Here is a 21,094-nt window from a genome sequence, read left to right on the forward strand (position 1 = left end):
CGTCAGACGGTGGCGGGTACACGGACACGTCGGGCCAGCAGCACGGCGGCTCCGGGCAGGCTCGCGACGAGCACCAGTGCCCCGTACACCGTCGCGGTGGCCACCCCCTCGGCGGCGGTCAGACCGGCGGCGGCGAACGCCCAGGCGGCCACCCCTTCGCGGGGGCCGAACCCGGCGACGTTGGCCGGCACCCCCATCGCGAGCAGGGCCAGCAGGGTCAGCGGCAGGAGCAGGCTCAGCGGGGCGGTGGAGCCGGCCGTCCGGGCGGCCACCAGGAACGTCGCGAGGTGCCCGGCGACCGCGAGCGCGGAGGCGAGCAGCACACCGGCCCAGGTACGTCGGGCCAGCAGCCCGCTGCGTACGTCGGACACGGCCGTGCCGAGCGCGCGGGCCCACCGCGACGCGCCGGAGTGTGGCAGCAGCCGGGCGGTCAGCACCACGCCGGCCAGCAGCGCGACCGCCACCGCGGTGGCGACCGGCAGGTACGGCCGCACCGGCGACGGGAAGGCAAACAGCAGCACCACCGCGACAGCGACCAGCACGACCTGCCCGGCGACCCGTTCCCACACCACCGCCCGGATGCCGCGGCCGACGTCGCCGACGTCCCGGCCGTGGCGGACCGCGCGGTGCACGTCACCGAGGATCCCGCCGGGCAGCGTGGCGTTGAGGAACACCGCCCGGTAGCAGTGCGCCACCGCGTCGCGCAGCGGCAGCCGGACCCCGAGGCCACCCGCGACCAGGCTCCACCGCCAGGCGGCGCAGACCGTGGTGAGCAGGCCGATGGCGAGCGCGGCGGCCAGCGCGGGCGCGTCGATCAGGCGCAGTCCGGCCAGGAACGGGCCGGTGCCCAGCCAGCACAACAATCCCACGAGCACGGCGAGCCCCAGGGCCAGTCGCGCCCACCCCCAGAACGAGCGACCCGCCGGGGCAGCCGTGGAGACGGCGCCACCAGCTTCATCCCCCACGCAAGCCTCCCCGGCATGGCGATCTTCCCTGACTGTACGCACGTACCCGGGCGGCCGACGGTTCAACGACGCAGGGCGAGCAGGTCAGCGTGGTCGACCAGGACATCGAGCCGGCCGGCGTCGAGTTCGGCCCGTCGACGCTGCGCGTACTCGCGGGTACGGTCGGTCAGCTCGGGGCGTTGCTCGCAGGCCGCGTCGAGCCAGCCGGCGAACCACTGCGCCGCCAGCGCGGACTGCTCCGGCCCGAGCCGCCACGGGCTGGGCCGCGTCTGCACGGTCACCCCGTGCCGGGCGAACGCCGCGACACAGGCGTCGGCCGCGTCCGGCCCGAGCAGCCGGCGACCGCCCGTGGTACGCCGCTGGTGGGCGTTGAACGCGTCGGCGATCTCGGTGTCCAGCGGGTCGGCCGGGGTGAGCCGCACCGTGCCGGTCACCGAGATCAGGAACAGCGTCGGGCAGCCGGCTTTGGCACAGGCCGCGACCAGTTGGTCGACCTCCTCGGCGGTCAGCATGTCGAGCAGGGCCGAGGCGGTGACCAGCGCGGCGTCGGCCAACTCGGCGGCGGTCAGCCGGGTCAGGTCGCCCGAACGCGTCTGCACCGTCACCGGGGCGCCGTCGGCGGCGGTGGCGGGCATCCCCGCCCGGGCCCGGGCCAGCAGGTCCGGGTCCTGGTCGTGGAGGATCCAGTGCTGCGGCCCGGGCAGCAGCGGGGCCAGCCAGCGGCCCAGCGAGCCGGTGCCGGCGCCGAGGTCGTGCACGACGAACGGTCCGGCGCCGGTCAGCCCCGCGCGGAGCGTGTCGACCAGGTCCGTCGACCGGGCCGCCACGTCGGCGGGTTCCCGCAGCGCGAGCCACTGCGCGAAATCGGGCGGAAGATCCACGGTCATGCCGTCACCTCGCTCCGCTCGGCGTCGGCCTGAGCGTTTCCCGCACCATATTGATGATTCGCTCGCTGCCGCTCGGTCATGCCGCCATCGCCTCCTTGAGGGCCGTCGTGATCCGGTCGGTGGTGGTCGTCCAGTCCTGGAGGGTGGCCCGCCGGCCGCGGGCGGCGCGACGCAGGCGCTCGCGCAGTCCCGGATCGTCCAGCCAGCGGCGCAGCGCCGCCGCCAGGGCCTCCGGGTCTCCGGGCGGCACCAGCAGGCCGGGCCGGCCGTCCGGGGCCGTGCGGCCGAGGGCGTCGGGCAGGCCGCCGACCGCCGAGGCGAGCACCGGGATGCCGCGGGCCAGGGCCTCGGTGACCACCATCCCGTACGTCTCCCCGCGCGAGGGGTGCACCAGCAGGTCGGCGGCGGCGTACGCGGCGGCGAGCCGGTCACCGGCCAGCGGGCCGGCCAGCCGCACCCGGTCGCCGAGCCGGTGGGCGGCGATCCGCTCGCCGAGCCGGTCGACGAACGCCGGTTCCCGGTGCAGCGGGCCGGCACAGGTCAACGTCCAGCGCCGGTCGGTGACCGCGGCGAGGGCCTCCACCAGCACGTCGTGTCCCTTGTGGGTGGCGACCGCGGCGACGCAGAGCAGCGCCGAGCCGGCCGGTGAGCCCGACGCGGGCGACGCCGGATCCACCCCCGGCGCGGCGACGTGCACCCGGCCGGCGGGCAGCGCGTACCGGCGCAGCAGTTGGTCGCGGGTCCAGTCGCTGGTGGCGATGACGGCGGTGGCGGCGGCCAACGCCCGTGCCTCGGTGTCGTCGTCGCGCGGCAGGTGCACCAGGGCGACCAGGCGCAGCCGCCGGGCGTGCGCGGCCAGTGCCTCCGGCACCACCGAGGCGACCAGGCCGTCGATCAGCACCAGCGCGTCGTCGGGCAGCCCGGCGAGCAGCCCGGCCAGGGCGGCCCGTTCCGCCGCGGACGGTTGGGGCCAGCCACCCGGCACGGAGTGTTCCCGTACCGGCCAGCCGGCGGCGGTGAGCCCGGTGCAGATCCGCCGGTCGTAGCCGTTCCCGCCGCTGGGCGAGGCCGGGTCGTCGATGTCGCCGGGCAGGATCACATGCAGGGTCGACACCTCAGGCGAGGTTCTCGCCGGCGCCGCCCGGCCCGAGCGCCCGTTCGTAGCTGGCCCAGGCGACGTGCGACTCGTGCAGGGTGACCGTGATCCCGGCCAGTCCGTGGGCGCCGGCGCCGAAGCCACCGGCGTGCACCCGGTCGGCGAGCCGGTCGGCGATGGTCCGGGCCAGCACCTCGGTGGTGGTGTTCGTGCCGGCGAAGGCGGGCTCGTCGTCGAGGTTGCGGTAGTTCAGCTCACCGAGCACCGCCTTGAGCTGCTCGGTGGCGAGCCCGATGTCGACCACGATGCCGTCGTCGTCGAGGTCGGGGCGGCGGAAGGTGGCGTCGACGACGAACGTCGCGCCGTGCAGCCGTTGGGCGGGGCCGAAGACCTCGCCGCGGAAGCTGTGGGCGACCATGATGTGGTCACGGACGGTCACGCTGAACACGGATCACTCCCCGTCGTAGGTGATGAGGTGGCACAGTGCGGGCAGGCTGCCGGCGCTGAGGCGGGTGAGCACGTCGGGCAGCTCCGCGAACGGCGAGCGCCCGGTGATCAGCGCGTCGAACACCGGGTCGGCCAGCAGGTCGAGGGCGAGCGCCAGCCGGTCGGCGTAGCTGCGGCTGTCCCGCCGGGCGGGGGCGACCCGGCCGACCTGGCTGCTGCGGATGGTGAGCCGTCCGGAGTGAAACGCCGCGCCCAGCGACAGCTGCACCGGCCGGTCGCCGTACCAGCTCAGTTCGAGCACCGTGCCCTCGGGCGCGAGCAGGTCCAGGCCGCGTTGCAGCCCGGCGCCGGTGGCGCTGGCGTGCACCACGAGGTCGCGTCCGCCGGAGGCGGTCTCGGGCGCGGCGAAGTCGACGCCGAGCGCGGCGGCCACCTCGGCGCGGGCCGGGTCGGTGTCGACCAGCTCCACCCGGACGCCGGGGAACCGGGCCAGCAGCGCCGCCACGGCACAGCCGACCATGCCGCCGCCGACCACGCTGACCCGGTCGCCGACCAGCGGCGCGGCGTCCCAGAGCGCGTTGACCGCGGTCTCCACCGTGCCGGCCAGCACCGCGCGGGCCGCCGGCACCCCGTCCGGCACCACGGTCACGGCGTCGGCCGGCACCAGGTACGCGCTCTGGTGCGGGTACAGGCAGAACACCGTCCGCCCGCGCAGGTGGGCCGGGCCCTGCTCGACCTCGCCGACGCTGAGATACCCGTACTTGACCGGGGCCGGGAAGTCGCCCTCCTGGAACGGGGCGCGCATCGTCGCGTACTGGCTGGCCGGCACGCCACCGGTGAAGACCAGCGTCTCGGTGCCCCGGCTGACCCCGGAGTAGCGGCTGCGGACGAGGACCTCGTCGGCGCTCGGCTCGGGCAGCGTGACCGGGCGGATCTCGCCCACGCCGGGGGCGCGGAGCCAGAAGGCGCGGGCCGCTCGGGTCACCGATTTTCTCCTCACCTGCGTCCGGACCGAACCGATCCGTCATGTTTTCCGTACTTCCCTGGCAGGGGTCGTCGATCATAAACACGGAGGCACGGTGTCCACAGTTCGAACCGGTCCGCAAATCGGACTGATCGTCCAGATTGCCCTGCTGGCGGGGCTCGCCGCGACGGTCGGTCTCGGCGTCGCGGGCGGGCTGGCCGGCCTGGCGTACGGCACCGTGACCTGCCTGGCGCTGATCCGGGGCCTGCGGCGCGCCGGTTCGGCCCGGCTCGGCCCGGCCGACTGGGTGACGATGGGCCGCGGGCTGCTGGTCGGCGCGGTGACCGCGCTGGTGACCGATGCCCTGGTCGCCGGCCGTCCCGCGCCGGTGGTGGCGCTGGTCGCGCTGACCACGGTGGCGCTGACGCTCGACGCCGTCGACGGCAAGGTGGCCCGACGGACCAGGACGGTCAGCGCCCTGGGCGCCCGGTTCGACATGGAGGTCGACTCGTTCCTGGTGCTGATGCTGAGCCTCTACGTCGCCCCGTCGGTCGGGGTCTGGGTGCTCGCCATCGGTGGCATGCGGTACGCCTTCCTCGCCGCCAGCTGGGTGCTGCCCTGGATGGACGCGCAACTGCCGCCGCGCTACTGGCGTAAGGTGGTCGCCGCGGTTCAGGGAATCATGCTCGCGGTCGCCGCGTCCCAGGTGCTGCCCGGCCTGTTGACGACGCTGGTGCTGGTGGCGGCGGTCGGCCTGCTGGTCGAGTCGTTCGGGCGGGACGTCGTCTGGTTGTGGCGGCACCGGCCGGCGCCGAGCGTGCCGGCGCTGGTCGTACCGACCATGCCGACCGTGCCGATCGGCGTTCGGCGGGCCGACCGGGGCGGGGACCGCGAGCTGCCGACCGCGCCCGTACTGTCGCTGCGCTGACCCGGGAGAACCAGTTGTCGATCTCAACGCCCGCCCCGGGCACCGACGAGACCACGAACGCGCCGATCGGGTCGGGCGACTTGACGCCGACCGGACCCGGGACGGGCGAGCAGCCCGGTCGGAGTCGGCGGCGGACCATCGCGGCCCGGGTGGTGACGGCGCTGGCCGCCGCGCTGGTGCTGGCCGCGCTGACCCTGCCCAACCAGCCCTGGCGGATGCAGCCCGGCGCGTTCCTCCGTATCCCGCTGGAGGCGTTGCTGCTCGTCGCGCTGCTGCTCGCGCTGCCCGGCCGGCCACGGCGGGTGGTGGCGGCGGCGTCCGGGGTGCTGATCGGACTCGTCGCCGTGGTGAAGGTCGGCGACCTGGGCTTCTACTCGTCGCTGGGTCGCCCGTTCGACCTGGTGCTGGACTGGTCCCTGCTCGACGAGGCGTTCACCTTCGTGGCCGAGTCGATCGGGCGGCCCGGCGCGATCGGCATCGCGTTGGGCCTCGGGCTGGTGCTGCTGGTCGTACCCGTGCTGACCGCGCTCTCCACGGTGCGGCTGTCCCGGTTGCTGGCCCGGCACCGCACGGGCGCCACCCGGGTCGTCGCGTCGCTGGTGGTGGTCTGGGTGCTGCTGGCCGCCTTCGAGGCCCGGATCGTGACCGGCGTCCTGGTGGCCGACACCAACGCCAGCGCCCTCGTCCACGACCACGCCGCCGAGGTCCGCGAACGGCTCAACGACCGCGAGGCGTTCGCCGCCGAGGTCGGGGTGGACCCGTTCCGCGACGTGCCCGGCGACGAGTTGCTGACCGGGCTGCGCGGCAAGGACGTGCTGCTCGCCTTCGTGGAGAGCTACGGCCGGGACGCGGTCTCCGATCCCGAGTTCGCCTCCGTCCAGCGGGTGCTGGACGAGGGTGCCGACCGGTTGAGCGCGGCCGGCTTCGCCTCCCGCAGCGGGTTCCTCACCTCGCCGACCGTCGGCGGAGGCAGCTGGCTGGCGCACGCCACCCTGCTGTCCGGGCTGTGGATCGACAACAACCAGCGGCACAAGAGTCTGCTCGCCAGCGACCGCTTCACCCTCGGCGAAGCCTTCCAGCGCGCCTCCTGGCGTACCGTCGGGGTGATGCCGGCGGTGAACCAGGCCTGGCCGGAGGGGAAGTTCTACGGCTACGAGCAGTTCTACAGCGGGCCCGACATGGGCTACCAGGGCCCGAAGTTCGCCTTCGCCCCGATGCCCGACCAGTTCGCCATCCACACGTTCCACCAGCGGGAGCGGGTCGGGCCGCGGGACCGGCCGGTGATGGCCGAACTGGCGCTGGTCTCCAGCCACTCCCCCTGGACCAAGGTGCCCTCCCTGGTCGACTGGGACGACATCGACGACGGCGAGGTGTTCCGCCACGGCATCATCGGCACCCCGACCGCCCAGGCCCGCACCGGCTACCGGCACTCGATCAGCTACACGGTGCGTACCCTCATCTCCTACCTGGAGACCTACGGCGACGACGACACCGTGCTGGTCTTCGTCGGTGACCACCAGCCCGCGCCGGTGGTCACCGGTGAGAATCCCAGCGCGGACGTGCCGATCCACCTCATCGCCAAGGACCCGGCGGTGCTGGAGCGGATCGCCGACTGGGGCTGGCAGGACGGGCTCACCCCCGACGCGAACGCCCCGGTCTGGCCGATGGACTCCTTTCGCGACCGTTTCCTCACCGCCTTCGGCCCCACCACCGCCCGTCCCCAGGCCCGGACCCGTTAGCCCGGTGTCGAGGTCCTCGGCCCGACCGAGGACCTCGACACGAAGCTAGGCGGGTTTCTGGGCCACCAGGATGTCGCGGACGATGGCCTGGTCGACGCGGTGCGAGAGGGCGCGCCAGGGGCCGGTGTCGAGGACGGTGAGGCCGGCCTCGGCCAGCCGCTCGGCGGCGGCCTCGCGCCGGGCCACGTTGGTGTTCCAGGAGATGCCGAGGGCGCCGCCGGGGCGCAGCAGCCGCGCCCAGCCCGGCACGGCGGCGGTGAGCAGCGCGAGCGGGTCGCGGGCCAGGCCGGTCTCGGCGGTACGGCTGCCGTGCTGCACGCCGTACGGCGCGTCGGCCACCACCACGTCGACCGTCTCCGGGCGGAAGAACTCGCCGGCCCGGGTGGTGTCGGCGTTGACCACGTCCACCGACTGCACGTCGCCGGCCTTCTGCGCCTCCTTGGTGGCGGCCACCTCCAGCCGCAGCCGCCGGCCGACCACCTTGCGTTCCCGGCGCACCGGCCCGGACTCCAGCACCCGGTGCTTGATCCGCTTGCGCTTGAGCCAGGTGGTGAGGAACGCCTGGTACGCCTCGAAGTCCTTGCTGTCCCGGTCCACCCCGGCGGCGTCGAAGCCGTACATCATCGCCTGGTTGACGGTGGTGCCCCGGCCGCAGAGCGGGTCGAGCACCCGGAACCGCCGGCTGAGCAGGTCACCGGCCCAGTCCGAGGCGAGCAGGGTGACGTTGAGCAGCAGCTTGGTGAACTGCTCGTTGGTCTTGCCCGGGTACTTCTGGATGGTGATCAGGTCGTCGTCGAACCGGTCCAGCCGGCTCAACGGCACCGGCCGCAGCAGGTCGCCGACGAACTCGAACAACGCGTACGCGCTGGAGAGGTTGCCCAGCAGCGCCGCGTCCCGCTCGCCCAGCCCACCCTCGACCTCGAACGTCACATAACGCGCCCCACCGATATCGGCGGTCGCCACCTCCCCGATCCGCCCCCCGAGCACCGCGCCACCGAAGATCTCCAGTTCCGCCCGCGTCAACTCGACCGACGCCCCCGCGTACACCCGGTTACTAGCCGGCAGAATCAACACCCCATACCGCTCCACAACCACCCACTATCCCACCCCGCCCCCACCGCGCCCCCACCCCGCCCCCGCCCCCGCCCCCGCCGATCATGCAGTTGTGGTGCCCCGCAAAAGCCGTGAACACCAGCTTTCGGGCACCACAAGGGACTGTACAAATAACGGCTGATTGACCGATCAAGGGAGAGACGCCAGATGACGACCGAGGCCACCGTGGGACAGCCGGCCGTGGGGCCGGTGGGTGCGGTCACGGATGAGCAGTTGATCGCGATGCTGGTCGATCGGGCTCGTGGGGACGGGCTGAAGCTGACCGGCGAGGGCGGGCTGCTGCAGCAGTTGACGAAGCGGGTCCTCGAATCGGCGTTGGACGGGGAGATCACCGACCACGTCGGCTACGACAGGCATGACTCGGCGGGTCGGGGTAGCGGGAACACCCGTAACGGCAGCCGGACCAAGACGGTGCTCACCGACGTCGGGCCGGTCGAGGTGCGGGTCCCACGCGACGCGGCGGGGACGTTCGAGCCGCAGATCGTGCGTAAGCGGCAGCGGCGCCTGACCGGTGTCGACGACATGGTGCTGTCGCTGTCTGCTAAGGGCCTGACCCACGGGGAGATCGCCGCGCACCTGGCCGAGGTCTACGGCGCTGAGGTGTCCAAGCAGACCATCTCCACGATCACGGACAAGGTCATGGACGGCATGGCGGAGTGGCAGAACCGGCCCCTGGACCGGGTGTATCCGGTCGTGTTCATCGATGCCATCAACGTCAAGATCAGGGACGGGCAGGTCGCGAACCGGCCGATCTACCTGGCCATGGCGGTCACCGTCGACGGCCACCGTGACATCCTCGGTATCTGGGCCGGTGACGGCGGCGAGGGCGCCAAGCACTGGCTGCACGTGCTCACCGAGTTGAAGAACCGCGGCGTGGCCGACGTGCTCATGCTGGTCTGTGACGGGCTCAAGGGACTGCCGGAGGCGGTGGAGACGGTCTGGCCGCGCACAATCGTGCAGACGTGTGTGGTGCATCTGCTGCGCAACTCGTTCCGCTACGCCGCCCGGCAGGACTGGGACAAGATCGCCAAAGCGCTGCGGCCGGTCTACACCGCACCGACCGAGGACGCCGCCACCGAGCGGTTCCTCGAGTTCGCCGAGGCGTGGGGCCGTAAGTATCCGGCGATCGTGAAGCTGTGGGAGAACGCCTGGGCGGAGTTCGTACCGTTCCTCGCCTTCGACGTCGAGATCCGCAAGGTCATCTGCTCCACGAACGCGATCGAGTCGGTCAACGCCCGTATCCGCAAGGCCGTGCGAGCTCGTGGCCACTTCCCGAACGAGCAAGCCGCACTCAAGTGCGTCTACATGGCCTTGATGAGCCTCGACCCGACCGGCGCGGGCCGCCGGCGCTGGACCATGCGCTGGAAGGCACCTCTGAACGCCTTCCAGATCGCCTTCGAAGGCCGGCTCACCCCGGCCAACCACTGACCACCTCAACAACCAAGATCAGCCGTTAACTTGACACTCCCCACCACAACTGCATGATCAACGGCGTGAGAGGGGTGGGGTGGGGTCAGGCGGGGAGGCCGGAGACCTGGGTGTTGATCCAGGGGCGGATGGAGGAAAGGTCGCCGTAGATGGAGGGGCCGGTGGCGCAGGTGGAGTTGTTGTTACCCGCACGGCTGGTCGCGCCGATCAGGTTCCAGACACCGTTGATCCGGCGCACCTGCGGGCCGCCGGAGTCGCCGTAGCACGCGCCGGAGTTGCCGTTGGTGTTGTTGGTGCAGATCTCGTACGGGCCGTTGATGCCGCTGCACCGGCTGTCGGCCACGATCGAGGTGTCCAGCTCGTTTGCCACGGTGGGCGCGGAACCGCAGCCGCGGGGCGCGCAGGTCTGACCCCAGCCGATGATCCGGGTGGCGGTGCCGACCGCGCCGGAGTCGGTCGGGATCGGCGCCGGGGCGTAGCTGACCGAGTTGGACAGCTGGAACAGCTTGACGTCGATGGTCGGGTGGTTGACCGCCCGACTCACCCCGACCACCGTGCCGCCACTGCTGCGGTTGGTGCTACCCACCCGCACCGACGAGGGGGTCGGACAGTGCTTGGCGGTGACCACCCAGTTGGCCTTGATCAGGGTGCCGGTGCAGCCGGAGGTGTAGACCAGCCACGGGTAGTTCTCGGTGGCCGGCCGGCCACCGACCACGAACGTGCCGACGCCCGCGTCCTCGGTCCAGGTGTACGTGCCGGCGGCACCGGCGACGCTCAGGCTGCCCGCGAAGAGTTGGTTGACCCGGGTCGCCTCGGCCGTGCTCGGGTTGGCGTTGGTGCAGGAGACCGGGGCGCTGCTGCCGGACATCAGGTCGGAGCAGAGGCCGGTGCGCCGGTCGGGCAGGCCGAGGATGTGGCCGAACTCGTGGCTGGCGATCCGGGTCCGGTTGTATCCCTCGTTGACCGCCTGCCAACCCATCCAGATCCGGCCGGAGCCGAGCCCGGTGACCTGCGCCCGGGGCCAGCCGCTGTCGACCAGGATGGTGACGCTGGCGGGCGTGCCGGGCACCAGCCGGACGTTGCTGACCCGGCTGTTCCAGATCTGGGCGGCCTGGTCGAAGTTGGTCCGGAACTCTCCGGCCTGGCTGGCGTCGTAGTAGACGGTCCGGGCGGCGGAGGCGCTGGCGGCGGTGGCCACCTGCACCCCGGTCGCGGCCAGCACCGCCGCCAACGCGGCGGTGGCCGCGCGCAGCAGTTGTCGTCGGATCATCACGCACTCCCCTGGGGGCTCCGCGGCGCACCAACACGCCGCAATCGATGTGCGTGAATATTAATGGCCGACCCTCGATAGCTGTCATCGCGGACGTGTCATACCGTCCACCGCTGTCACCCGGGCGTTACCCCGCCGGTGAAGCCTCCGAAGGAGCATGGCGGCCCCGGTCGTGGCGTTCACCGCGCTGCCCGCCGGCACCGCGACCGCCGCGCCGAGCAGCGCCGCGCAAACCACCGCGCAGGGCAGCGCCGCGACCGGCGACCCGTACTGCGGTGACGCTGGCCGCGTCAGAGTGGGACCCGTTCGTTCTCCTCGGGCAGCCGCCGTTCGAGGTCGCTGATGATGGCCCGTACGCGGGCCAACTGCTCGCGTACCGACGGCTCGTCGTCGGCGTCGTCGGCCGGCGGGTGGCCGGCGCGCAGCGCCGCGACCTGCTCGGCCTCGTGTGCCTCCTGTAGGGCGGTCAGCACCAGACCGACCAGCAGGTTGGTGAGCAGATAGCAGGCCGCCACCATGTAGGAGACGTAGTACCCGATCGCCCAGGCGGTGACCTCGCGGCCCTCCTGCAACGTGTCGGTGATGCCGTCCAGCGACAGCAGCAGGAACAGCGTCAGCATCGCCTGCCCCACGGTGCCGTACTGCTCGGGATAGGAGGCGCCGAAGAGCATCCAGCCCAGCATCGCGTACCCGTACAGCAGCAGCGCCGTGACCAGGAGGAAGCTGGCGAGTCCGGGCAGGCTGCGCCGGATACCGACCAGGATCACCCGCAGGCTCGGAAAGAGCCGGAACGCGCGCACGATCCGGGCCAGGCGCAGCAGCCGCAGCAGCGTGACGTTCTCCCGCACCCCGGGCAGCAACGGCGCGGCGATGATCAGCAGGTCGAACACGTTCCACCGGTCCCGGAAGAACCCGGCCGGGGCCGGCGCGTGCGCGGCGAACCGCACCAGCAGCTCGACGACGAACAGGACCAGGCAGGCGTACTCGACGGCGCGCAGCACGGTGCCGAGCGCCGTGACCACGCCACCGTATGTCTCCAGGCCCAGCGCCAGCGCGTTGACGATGACCACGGCGAAGCTGGCCAGGTTGAACCAGGAGGCGTCGACCACGGCCCGGCACCGTACGGCCAGCCGGTCTGAAGGACCGCGGGCAACGCTCGTCATGGATCTCCTCGACCGGCTTCCAACCGGACGGCAGCCTATGACATCCCCGGACAGGCCGGGCGACCAGACCACCCACATAGGACAAATGCCTGGTCACGAGGCGGCGTCTCGCGGGGGGCCGCGGATCACCCCGACCCGCCCGGGAAAATTCATGAGCTTCCCTCGCGTCCGGCGTTGACGACACGCCCGGCACGTGGGATATAGATACCCATGCGTCGATTTGAGCGAACCGGGCAGGATGCGTCGATCCCCCGAAGGCCAGCAACCCTACGTCGTCGTGCCCGGGTGCGGATCGTGGCCGGGCTGGCCGCGCTCGGGGTCATGCTCCCCGCGACAGCGGCCTTCGCGGACTCGCTGCCCAACCTGCCGCACAACGCCGGAGGATACGAGTCGTCCTTCTCCCCCGCCTACGACTACGACACCGACGGCTGCTACGCCGTCTCGGCGATCAGCCCGGACGGCACGATCAACGGCGGCCTGAACACCACCGGCGCCATCAACGGCAACTGCCGGGACCGGTCCGACCTGGACCAGTCCCAGACGTACGCCCGGTCGAAGTGCAACAACGGCTGGTGCGCGATCGTCTACGCCAGCTACTTCGAGAAGGACCAGGCCGTGCACGGCAGCGGCCTCGGCGGCCACCGGCACGACTGGGAACACGTCATCTCCTGGGTCAACCAGGCAGCCAACCAGGTCGACTACGTGACCACCACCCAGCACAGCAGCCAGCGCACCTATCCCCGCGCGCAGGTACGCTTCGACGGCACCCACCCCAAGGTCGTCTACCACAAGGACGGCGCGTCGACGCACTTCTTCCGGCTGGCCAACAACAACGACGAGCCGCCGGAGAACCACTACCACACCTGGCACTACCCGCCGGTGGTGGACTGGAACGGCTGGCCCAGCATCGAGCTGCGCACCCGGCTGATGGAGGCCAACTTCGGCGCCGCCACCATCAAGATCAAGGACGGCTCGTTCGAGTACCTGCTCAACGTCTCCAAGCCCGCCGGAATCCCGTTCAACCCGTACGGTTGAGCGGATTGGAGATCGCGCGGCGAGCTGACCCACCGGCTGCGGTAGGCCCGGACGGCCACCCGGTGACCGACTTCGGCGAACGCGCCGACTTGGCGGAGACCGCGACGCCGGGGAGCCATCGGGAGGTACGACCGGCGCCCGCCCCCGCGGGCGCCGGTCGGGTCGTCAGCCCTTCACGCAGACCACCTGCTTGAGGTGTGCGACCACCTCGACCAGGTCCTCCTGCTGCGCCATCACCTCGGTGATGTCCTTGTACGCGCCGGGGATCTCGTCGACCACCCCGGCGTCCTTGCGGCACTCCACTCCGGACGTCTGCGCCGCCAGGTCCGCGGTGCTGTACGTCCGCTTGGCCTGGGCCCGGGACATCCGCCGTCCCGCCCCGTGCGAGGCCGAGCAGTATCCCCACTCGTTGCCCGAGCCCCGCACGATGTACGAGCCGGTGCCCATCGACCCCGGGATGATGCCCAGGTCGCCGCGGCCCGCCCGGATCGCTCCCTTACGAGTGACCAACACGTCCACCCCCTCGTAGTGCTCCTCGGATACGTAGTTGTGATGGCAGCTGATCGGCGCGTCGTAGCCGACCTGCGGGAACCGGTCCCGCACCAGGTTCATCAGCACGGCGAGCATGACGGCGCGGTTGCGCCGCGCGTACTCCTGCGCCCACCACAGGTCCCGGCGGTAGGCGTCCATTTCCGGCGTGCCGGTGAGGAACACCGCCAGGTCCCGGTCGGGCAGGTCGGCGTTGTGCGGCAGCCGGCGGGCCACCGCGATGTGCCGCTCGGCGAGTTCCTTGCCGATGTTGCGTGACCCGGAGTGCAGCATCAGCCAGACCCGACCGGAGTCGACGCCGCCCTGCTCCAGGCAGACCTCGATGAAGTGGTTGCCGCCACCGAGGGTGCCCAGCTGCCGCCGGGCCCGCGTCTCCAGCTGCGCCACCCGCCGGTCGAGGTCGGTGAAGCGCCGCCAGAAGTCGTCCCAGCCGCGCTGCTCCAGGCCCCGGACCCGGCGCGGGTCCACCGGGTCGGCGCGCTGGGCGAAGCCCACCGGGATGGCGTCCTCGATGGCCCGCCGCAGCCCGGCGAGGTCGTCGGGCAGGTTCTCGGCGGTCAACGAGGTGCGCACCGCCGACATGCCGCAGCCGATGTCCACCCCGACCGCGGCCGGCGACACGGCCTGCCGCATGGCGATGACCGAGCCGACCGTGGCGCCCTTGCCGAAGTGCACGTCCGGCATGACCGCGACGCCCTGCACCCACGGCAGCGCGCCGATGTTGCGCAGCTGCCGTGCGGCCTGCGGCTCGATACCGTACGGGTCGGTCCACACCCGCACCGGGGCCCGCGTCCCCGCGAGCATGCTGAAACCCATGGTGTCTCTCCTGAAGTCCGTGCAGCGGCCCGCCGGTCTTGCACCTCTGGTCGCTGATACATCACCTCTGCGCCTTATCCGGCGACCAGGAGTGCATGATCAACGCGCACCGAAGAGGGCGGCGGGTTGAGGGTGTGGAGAGCCGCCCGGACCCGGGACGGGTGGGCGGCCTCGGCGGGATCGGGCGGCGCGCTGGTTAGCTGCGTCGGGCCGATCGCCGGGTCGGTTGGGGGCGGCCTGAGCGATGTGCCGGTGTGCCGCCGGGCATGACGGCGGGACACGGCAGAAGCCACTCGGCCTGGCTGCGGTCACGTTTCGACACGGCGTACTCCCTCCGGCTCTCGTCGGATCTGTCCGATGCCGAGAAGATTAGGGACCGTCGGCCGGGGCCGCAATCGATATTGAGCCGACGATCAGGCCCGCGCCGCGTCCTCCCGGTCCGCGGCGACCCGATCCAGGTGCGCGGCGAGTTCGTCGGTGAGCAGCAGGTCGGTGCGGATCTCGTCGTGCGGGTACGCGGCCCGGCCAACCATGTGCGCGGCCACCGGAGCGGTGGCCAGTTGGAAGACGCCGACCAGCACCAGCGTGGTGATGTCCACCCCGGTACGCAGCCGCAGGCCGCAGCCGACCAGCACCAGCAGCAGGCCGAGCACCTGCGGCTTGGCCGCGGCGTGCATCCGGGTGAGCAGGTCGGGGAAGCGCACCAGGGCCACCCCGGCGGCGAGGCTGAGCAGCGCGCCGGTGATCAGGCAGACGGCGGCGACGATGTCGAGCACGGCGTCCAGGCTCATTTGCTGTTTCTCCCGGCGGCGAAGCGGGCGACGCTGACCGACCCGACGAACCCGAGAACCGCCAGGACCACCAGCACCGGCAGGGCGGTGGCGTCGCGGCTGTAGGCGGCCTCGGTGGCGATCGCGGCGACGATGATGGCCAGCAGCACGTCGGTGGCCACGGCCCGGTCCAGGATCGACGGGCCGCGGATGATGCGGGTCAGGGTGAGCCCGCCGGCTGCGGCGAGCAGCACGGTGACGGTCACGGCGACGGCGGTCATGTCGGCACCCCTTCCAGGTCGGCCGGTGGCGGTGGGTAGGCGCCCTCGCGGACGCGGCGCTGTTCGTCGGCGGAGCCGATGGCGGCGATGATGCGTGCCTCCAACTCCAGCACGCCACGCCGGAACTGCTCGACCTCGTCCAGGCTGTCCAGGTTGATGACGTGGATGAACAGGGTGCCGGTGTTGCGGTCGGCCTCCAGGATCAGGCTCCCCGGCACCAGGGACAACGCCTCGGCGGTGAGGGTGAGGTTGAGGTCCGTGTTCACCCGCAGCTGGACCGCGATGACGGCGCTGCGCGGGGTGTGCCCGACCCGCAGGGCCAGCCAGGCGATCTGGGCGGAGGCGACCACCAGGTCGAGGAGGAAACGCAGTGCGAAACGCAGCAACGGCAGCGGGTGGATCCGCCCGGCGAACGTCACCGGGGGCAGCGGGAAGACCGCCAGCAGGATGGCGGCCACCACCAGTCCGCTGATCACGTTGGCCCAGGAGAGGGTGCCCCAGAGCAGCACCCAGACGGCGACCAGGCCGGTCACCGCGATGATCCGGCTGCGCCGCCGGGCCGCCCGGGTCAGCGGCGGGTTCGGCGGGTCGGCCGGCGGGGCCGGGGTCATCGGGTCGGGGTTCACGGCGTACCCCCAGGGAAGACGGCCTCGACGTACGGTGTCCGGCGCAGCAGGTCGTTGGCGGCGTCGGTGCTGAGGTCGAACAGCGGACCGGCGACCAGGGTCAGCACCAGCCCGAACACCACCAGGGCCACGGTCGGCGCGATCATCAACCCGGGCATGACGGCGCCCGTCTGGGCGACGGTGACGACCTGGTGCGGCTGCTCCACACCGTCGGCGCGGGCCGCCGGGGCCAGGCCGCCGACGTCCGGCATGTCGGGGTGCGGTGCCCGCCAGAAGGCGAGGTTCCAGACCCGGGCGATGGCGTAGAGGGTGAGCAGGCTGGTGAGCAGCCCGCCGGCGACCAGGATCCAGGCCAGCACGCCACCGTTGTCGATGCCCGCCTGGACCAGGCCGAGCTTGCCGAGGAACCCGGAGAACGGTGGGATGCCGGCCAGGTTCAGCGCGGGTACGAAGAAGAGGATGGCCAGCAGCGGCGAGAGTCTCGCCAGGCCGCCGAGGCGGTCCATGGCGGTGCTGCCGCCGCGCCGTTCGACCAGTCCGGCGGCGAGGAACAGCGTGGTCTGGATGGTGATGTGGTGCACCACGTAGAAGATCGCCGCGGAGAGGCCGAGCGACGTGGTGAGCCCGACCCCGAAGAGCATGTAGCCGATATGGCTGATCAGGGTGAACGACAGCAACCGCTTGATGTCCGACTGCGCGACCGCGCCGAGGATGCCGACCACCATGGTCAGCACCGCCGTCACCAGCAGCAGGGTGGCCGTCCGCCCGCCCGGGAACAACAGCGTCTCGGTACGGATGATCGCGTACACGCCGACCTTGGTGAGCAGGCCGGCGAAGACGGCGGTGACCGGGGCCGGCGCGGTCGGGTAGCTGTCCGGCAGCCAGGCCGACAGCGGGAAGACCGCCGCCTTGATGCCGAAGGCCAGCAGCAGCATGCCCTGCAACACCAACCGGATGTCGTCCGGCAGGGCGTCGAGCCGGTCCACGAGCTGGGCTAGGTTGAGGGTGCCGGTCGAGGCGTACACCAGGCCGATGGCGACCAGGAAGATCACCGACGAGAGCAGGCTGACCACGACGTAGGTGGTGCCGGCCCGGATCCGGGTCTCGGTGCTGCCCAGGGTCAGCAGCACGTAGCTGGCGACCAGCAGGATCTCGAAGCCGACGTAGAGGTTGAACAGGTCGCCGGAGAGGAACGCGTTGCACACGCCGGCGGTCAGCACCAGGTAGGTGGGGTGGTAGACCGACAGCGGCGTCTCCTCGTTGCCGTCGGCCATGCCCTGCCCGATCGAGTAGACCAGCACGCAGAGGGTGACCGAGGCGGAGACCACCAGCATCAGCGCGGCCAACTGGTCGGCGACCAGCACGATGCCCAGCGGGGCGCCCCAGCCGCCGACCTCCACCACCAGCGGGCCGTCCAGGCTGGTCTGGATCAGCAGCGTCGCGGCGACCGCGACGGTCGCGGTGAGCACGGTCAGGCTGACCCATCGCTGGGCGCCCGGGCGACCGAGCAGCAACAGCGTCAGCGCCGCGCCGAGCAGCGGCATCACCACCGGCAGCGGGACGAGGTACGTCATCCGGCCCTCCCCGCGTCCGCCGTGGCGGCCAGCGGCCGCTCGTTGTCGGTCTGCGTGTCGTCATCGTCGTCATCGTCGCCGTCACTGGAGTCGGCGCCGTCCGGGCCCTCGTCGCGCTCCGCGAGCTCCATGATCCGGCGGTCCTCGACGTCGTCCTGCACCTCGTCGTGCCCGTTGAGGTGCCAGCTGCGGTACGCCAGGGCGAGCAGGAACGCGGTCATGCCGAGGGTGATGACGATGGCGGTGAGGATCATCGCCTGCGGTAGCGGGTCGCTCATCTCCTCCTGCGGGGTGCTGCCGACGATCGGCGCCCCGCCGGCCCGCCCGCCGGTGAGCAGCAGCAGGTTGGCGCCGTTGCCGAGCAGGATGACGCCCATCAGCACCCGGGTGAGGCTGCGCTCCAGCAGCAACGTCACGCCGGCGGCGACGAGCACGCCCACCACGATGACGTAGGTGAGGTTGGGTGTCACACCAGCTCCTTTTCCCGTACCTCGTCGTCCTCGGTCTCGTGCTGGCGGTCCATCTCGGCGCCGAGGCTGCGCAGGATGTCCAGCACCAGGCCGACGACGATCAGGTAGACGCCGACGTCGAAGAAGGCCGACGTGACGAAGTGGATGTGCCCCAGCACCGGCAGGTGGAAGTCGAGCAGGGCGCTCTGTAGGAACTCCCCGCCGAGCAGCATCGCGGCCACCCCCGTGCCGACGGCGACGAAGAGCCCGGCCCCGAGCACCACGCCGGCGTCGACCGGCGCGGCCCCGTTGAGTTCGGTACGCCCACCGGCCAGGTAGCGCACGGCCAGGGCGAGACCGGCGACCAGGCCGGCGGCGAACCCGCCACCCGGGGCGTTGTGCCCGCTGAACAGCAGGTAGATGGAGAAGATCACGATGACGTGGAACAGCAGCCGGGTGACCACCTGGAGGATGACCGACTGGGACCGGGCGGTCGCGCCGGTGGTCAGCCAGCGTGGCCGGGTGGACTCCGCCCGACCGCCGCCGGGGATGTCGCCCCGCCGGCCCAGGTCGCGGGCATGGCGGAAGATCAGGCTGGCCACACCGGTGGCGGCCACCACCAGCACGGCGATCTCGCCCATGGTGTCCCAGGCCCGGATGTCGACCAGGGTCACGTTGACCACGTTCTTGCCGCCGCCGTACGAGACGGCCTCGTCGGGGAAGCCGACGGAGATCGGCACGGCCTGGCGGGCGCCCGCCGCGACGTACGCCATGCCGGCGGTGACCGCGCCGACGGCGACGCCGATGGCCACCCGGCCACGGCGGCTTGACCGGATCGGCCGCTCCGAGAACTTCGCCGGCAGCCGGCGCAGCACCAGCACGAACATGACGATCGTGACGGTCTCCACCAGGAACTGGGTCAGCGCCAGGTCGGGCGCGCCGTGCAGGACGAACAGCAGCGCGATGCCGTAGCCGGCGACGCCGACCAGGATCATCGCGGTGAGCCGGCGCAGCGCGCGGGCGGCCATCACGGCGGCGACCACGACCACCGCGGCGGCGACCCCCTGCAACGGCGTGTCCCAGAGGTGGAAGCGCTGCGGCCAGGGGCTGCCGGCCAGCAGCGCGCCACCCGGCATCAGGACCAGCACCACCAGGATGACGCCGAGATAGAACGGCAGCGAACCACGCTGGGTGGCGCCGGTCAGCTCCACCGCCAGCCGGTCGACGCCGCCGATGGACTTCTTGTAGGCGGTGGCGCCGTCGAACGGCAGCCGCAGGCTGGCCCGCACCCGCTCGCGGCGCAGCAGGTGGAAGAGGCCGGCACCGCCGGCCACGGCCAGCGCCGACAGGCCCAGCGCCGGTGTGAGCCCGTGCCACAGCGCCAGGTGGTAGCCCGGCTCGGCGGCGGGGTAGAGATCGGCGTACGGGGCGAGCAGGCGATCCACCGCCGGGGCGAGCAGGCCGACCGCGGCGCCGGCCAGCGCCAGCACGGCCGCCGGCGCGAGGAACGGCCAAGAGACGGTCCGGACCGTGGTGGCCGGCGGGTCGGGCGTGTCGGGCGTGCCGACCTTGTCGGCGAAGGCGCCCCAGAGGAAGCGCAGCGTGTACGCCACGGTCAGCATCGCGCCGAGCACCACGCCGGCCAGCACCATCCGGTCGCTGCCGCCGCCGTGCAGCAGCGCCTCGACCGCCGCCTCCTTGGCCACGAAGCCGGCCATCGGCGGCAGGCCGGCCATCGACGCCGCGGCGAGCCCGGCCACCACCGCCAGCGCCGGTGCCCGACGCCCGACGCCGCTGAGTTCGCGCAGGTCCCGGGTGCCGGTGGCGTGATCGACGACACCGACCACCAGGAACAGGGTGGCCTTGAACAGCGCGTGGGCCAGCACCATGGCCACGCCGGCCAGCGCGGCGTCCCGGCTGCCCGCGCCGAGGATCACCATCAGCAGGCCGAGCTGGCTGACCGTGCCGTACGCGAGCAGGAGCTTGAGGTCGACCTGGCGCAGCGCGGCCCACCCGCCGAAGAACATGGTGATCAGGCCGGTGGCCAGCAGCACGGGTCGCCAGGGCGCGAGGCCGGCGACGGCGGGGCCCATCAGGGCGACCAGGAACACGCCGGCCTTCACCATCGCCGCGGCGTGCAGGTACGCGGAGACCGGCGTCGGCGCCGCCATCGCGCCGGGCAGCCAGAAGCTGAACGGGAAGATCGCCGACTTGCTCAGCGCGCCGAGCAGGACGAGCAGCAGGGCGACGGCGAGGTAGTTGCCGCCGGGCAGGTTCTGGGCGATCTCGGACCAGCGGTAGGTGCCGGCGTGCTGGCCGAGCATCACGAACCCGGCCAGCATCGCCAGGCCGCCCAGCGTGGTGACCAGCAGCGCCTGCATGGCCGCCCGCCGGCTGGCCCGTTTCGCCGGGTCACTGCCGATCAGCAGGTAGGAGAAGACGGTGGTGAGTTCCCAGAACACGTACAGCAGCAGCAGGTCGTCGGAGACGACCAGGCCGAGCATCGCCCCGGCGAAGGCGACGAAGACGGCGGCGAAACGCCCCAGCCCGGCGTCGTCGGAGCGGAAGTAGCGGGCGCTGTACGCCAGCACCAGCGCGCCGACGCCCCCGACCAGGACCACCATCAGCCAGGACAGCGTCCCCATCCGGAGGGCGAGCTCCAGCCCGAGTTGCGGCACCCAGGGCACCGTCTCGACCACCGGGTCGCCGGAGCGGACTCCGCCGGTCTGTGTCAGGGCCCACACCAGCGTCGCGCCGGGCGCCAGTGCCACCAGGTAGAGGGCCTGCCGCCCCCAGAGCCGCACCAGTGCCGGGGCGATCACGGCTGTCAGCGCATGGACCGCCACCAGTACCAGCACACACCCTCCCCAGAGATCATCCGTCGGTGCAACGACCCTATCCGGTAAGGACCGCCATCTGCATCTGTCGTGATTTGGATCAAAGGTGTGTCCGATGACAGAGCGCCCAGAGCGGCGTCCGAGTTCACCTCAGCTT

General features: G+C 72.1%; 18 protein-coding genes and 2 pseudogenes. 4 read left to right on the forward strand and 16 right to left on the reverse strand.

Translation table 11 applies throughout. The features are described from left to right. Nucleotides 1-2: 2 nt before the first annotated feature. The 5 genes from ACQPYA_RS16780 to ACQPYA_RS16800 all read right to left on the reverse strand — a co-directional run bounded on the left by ACQPYA_RS16780 (nt 3) and on the right by ACQPYA_RS16800 (nt 4,380). Complete coding sequence (locus ACQPYA_RS16780; protein WP_433533519.1) at nt 3-893, reverse strand: lysylphosphatidylglycerol synthase domain-containing protein; 891 nt, start codon at nt 891-893, stop codon at nt 3-5. Nucleotides 894-1,027: 134 nt separating this feature from the next. After that, nucleotides 1,028-1,852, reverse strand: a complete 825-nt coding sequence (locus ACQPYA_RS16785; protein ID WP_433528024.1) for a class I SAM-dependent methyltransferase — start codon at nt 1,850-1,852, stop codon at nt 1,028-1,030. Nucleotides 1,853-1,928: 76 nt separating this feature from the next. Next, nucleotides 1,929-2,966, reverse strand: coding sequence for a glycosyltransferase family 4 protein (locus ACQPYA_RS16790; RefSeq protein ID WP_433528025.1), 1,038 nt, complete (start codon nt 2,964-2,966; stop codon nt 1,929-1,931). A 1-nt stretch (nt 2,967) separates the two neighbouring features. Next, nucleotides 2,968-3,396, reverse strand: a complete 429-nt coding sequence (locus ACQPYA_RS16795) for a 6-pyruvoyl trahydropterin synthase family protein (protein ID WP_433528026.1) — start codon at nt 3,394-3,396, stop codon at nt 2,968-2,970. A gap of 3 nt (nt 3,397-3,399) precedes the next feature. Continuing rightward, on the reverse strand, nt 3,400-4,380 hold the full coding sequence (locus ACQPYA_RS16800; protein ID WP_433528027.1) for a zinc-dependent alcohol dehydrogenase: 981 nt from the start codon (nt 4,378-4,380) through the stop codon (nt 3,400-3,402). 94 nt (nt 4,381-4,474) lie between these two features. Between ACQPYA_RS16800 and ACQPYA_RS16805 the strand changes: the two are divergent. Next, nucleotides 4,475-5,278 (forward strand): annotated as a pseudogene (locus ACQPYA_RS16805) (CDP-alcohol phosphatidyltransferase family protein); the annotation flags it as partial. A 23-nt stretch (nt 5,279-5,301) separates the two neighbouring features. Further along, complete coding sequence (locus ACQPYA_RS16810) at nt 5,302-7,026, forward strand: sulfatase (protein ID WP_433528028.1); 1,725 nt, start codon at nt 5,302-5,304, stop codon at nt 7,024-7,026. 45 nt (nt 7,027-7,071) lie between these two features. Here ACQPYA_RS16810 and ACQPYA_RS16815 read toward each other — a convergent pair whose 3' ends face one another. Continuing rightward, nucleotides 7,072-8,100: a TRM11 family SAM-dependent methyltransferase gene (locus ACQPYA_RS16815; protein ID WP_433528029.1), complete on the reverse strand. Its 1,029-nt coding sequence runs from the start codon at nt 8,098-8,100 to the stop codon at nt 7,072-7,074. Between the two features lie 261 nt (nt 8,101-8,361). Between ACQPYA_RS16815 and ACQPYA_RS16820 the strand changes: the two genes are divergently transcribed. Then, on the forward strand, nt 8,362-9,567 hold the full coding sequence (locus ACQPYA_RS16820; RefSeq protein ID WP_433533476.1) for an IS256 family transposase: 1,206 nt from the start codon (nt 8,362-8,364) through the stop codon (nt 9,565-9,567). Nucleotides 9,568-9,652: 85 nt separating this feature from the next. Here the strand turns inward: ACQPYA_RS16820 and ACQPYA_RS16825 are convergent, their stop codons facing one another. The 3 genes and pseudogenes from ACQPYA_RS16825 to ACQPYA_RS16835 all read right to left on the reverse strand — a co-directional run bounded on the left by ACQPYA_RS16825 (nt 9,653) and on the right by ACQPYA_RS16835 (nt 12,000). Next, nucleotides 9,653-10,345 (reverse strand): S1 family peptidase, encoded by a 693-nt coding sequence (locus ACQPYA_RS16825; protein WP_433533520.1) that lies wholly within the window; start codon nt 10,343-10,345, stop codon nt 9,653-9,655. A gap of 66 nt (nt 10,346-10,411) precedes the next feature. Continuing rightward, nucleotides 10,412-10,771: pseudogene (locus ACQPYA_RS16830) on the reverse strand (snapalysin family zinc-dependent metalloprotease); the annotation flags it as partial. A 356-nt stretch (nt 10,772-11,127) separates the two neighbouring features. Then, entirely contained in the window at nt 11,128-12,000 is an 873-nt protein-coding gene (locus ACQPYA_RS16835) for an ion transporter (protein ID WP_433528030.1), read from the reverse strand. A gap of 285 nt (nt 12,001-12,285) precedes the next feature. On the opposite strand from ACQPYA_RS16835, the gene ACQPYA_RS16840 reads away from it, so the two are divergent. Further along, nucleotides 12,286-13,035 carry an NPP1 family protein gene (locus ACQPYA_RS16840; RefSeq protein WP_433528031.1) on the forward strand — a complete coding sequence of 250 codons (750 nt, stop codon included), beginning with the start codon at nt 12,286-12,288 and terminating at the stop codon, nt 13,033-13,035. A 165-nt stretch (nt 13,036-13,200) separates the two neighbouring features. Here ACQPYA_RS16840 and ACQPYA_RS16845 read toward each other — a convergent pair whose 3' ends face one another. From ACQPYA_RS16845 to ACQPYA_RS16875, 7 genes are all read right to left on the reverse strand, one after another. Continuing rightward, nucleotides 13,201-14,400, reverse strand: coding sequence for an RtcB family protein (locus ACQPYA_RS16845; RefSeq protein WP_433528032.1), 1,200 nt, complete (start codon nt 14,398-14,400; stop codon nt 13,201-13,203). Between the two features lie 413 nt (nt 14,401-14,813). Continuing rightward, nucleotides 14,814-15,191, reverse strand: coding sequence for a monovalent cation/H(+) antiporter subunit G (gene mnhG / locus ACQPYA_RS16850; protein WP_433528033.1), 378 nt, complete (start codon nt 15,189-15,191; stop codon nt 14,814-14,816). Further along, nucleotides 15,188-15,451, reverse strand: a complete 264-nt coding sequence (locus ACQPYA_RS16855) for a monovalent cation/H+ antiporter complex subunit F (RefSeq protein ID WP_433528034.1) — start codon at nt 15,449-15,451, stop codon at nt 15,188-15,190. The genes mnhG and ACQPYA_RS16855 overlap by 4 nt, the downstream gene beginning before the upstream one ends. Next, the gene (locus ACQPYA_RS16860) at nt 15,448-16,077 is read right to left on the reverse strand and encodes a Na+/H+ antiporter subunit E (protein WP_433528035.1); all 630 of its coding nucleotides are present in this window, start codon (nt 16,075-16,077) and stop codon (nt 15,448-15,450) included. Before ACQPYA_RS16860 ends, ACQPYA_RS16855 begins: the two co-directional genes overlap by 4 nt. Further along, nucleotides 16,074-17,651, reverse strand: coding sequence for a Na+/H+ antiporter subunit D (locus tag ACQPYA_RS16865; RefSeq protein WP_433528036.1), 1,578 nt, complete (start codon nt 17,649-17,651; stop codon nt 16,074-16,076). The genes ACQPYA_RS16860 and ACQPYA_RS16865 overlap by 4 nt, the downstream gene beginning before the upstream one ends. After that, nucleotides 17,648-18,121, reverse strand: a complete 474-nt coding sequence (locus ACQPYA_RS16870; protein WP_433528037.1) for a Na(+)/H(+) antiporter subunit C — start codon at nt 18,119-18,121, stop codon at nt 17,648-17,650. The genes ACQPYA_RS16865 and ACQPYA_RS16870 overlap by 4 nt, the downstream gene beginning before the upstream one ends. Further along, on the reverse strand, nt 18,118-20,958 hold the full coding sequence (locus ACQPYA_RS16875; protein ID WP_433528038.1) for a Na+/H+ antiporter subunit A: 2,841 nt from the start codon (nt 20,956-20,958) through the stop codon (nt 18,118-18,120). Before ACQPYA_RS16875 ends, ACQPYA_RS16870 begins: the two co-directional genes overlap by 4 nt. Between the last annotated feature and the right edge of the window lie 136 nt (nt 20,959-21,094).

The organism is Micromonospora sp. CA-263727 (assembly GCF_050942455.1).
Lineage (GTDB): Bacteria > Actinomycetota > Actinomycetes > Mycobacteriales > Micromonosporaceae > Micromonospora.

Excerpts from the sequence above, each read along its gene's own strand:
- ACQPYA_RS16820 (WP_433533476.1), top strand. The coding sequence starts at position 8,362 with ATGCTGGTCGATCGGGCTCGTGGGGACGGGCTGAAGCTGACCGGCGAG.
- ACQPYA_RS16835 (WP_433528030.1), bottom strand. The coding sequence starts at position 12,000 with ATGACGAGCGTTGCCCGCGGTCCTTCAGACCGGCTGGCCGTACGGTGC.
- ACQPYA_RS16785 (WP_433528024.1), bottom strand. The coding sequence starts at position 1,852 with ATGACCGTGGATCTTCCGCCCGATTTCGCGCAGTGGCTCGCGCTGCGG.
- ACQPYA_RS16855 (WP_433528034.1), bottom strand. The coding sequence starts at position 15,451 with ATGACCGCCGTCGCCGTGACCGTCACCGTGCTGCTCGCCGCAGCCGGC.
- ACQPYA_RS16845 (WP_433528032.1), bottom strand. The coding sequence starts at position 14,400 with ATGGGTTTCAGCATGCTCGCGGGGACGCGGGCCCCGGTGCGGGTGTGG.
- ACQPYA_RS16865 (WP_433528036.1), bottom strand. The coding sequence starts at position 17,651 with ATGACGTACCTCGTCCCGCTGCCGGTGGTGATGCCGCTGCTCGGCGCG.
- mnhG (WP_433528033.1), bottom strand. The coding sequence starts at position 15,191 with ATGAGCCTGGACGCCGTGCTCGACATCGTCGCCGCCGTCTGCCTGATC.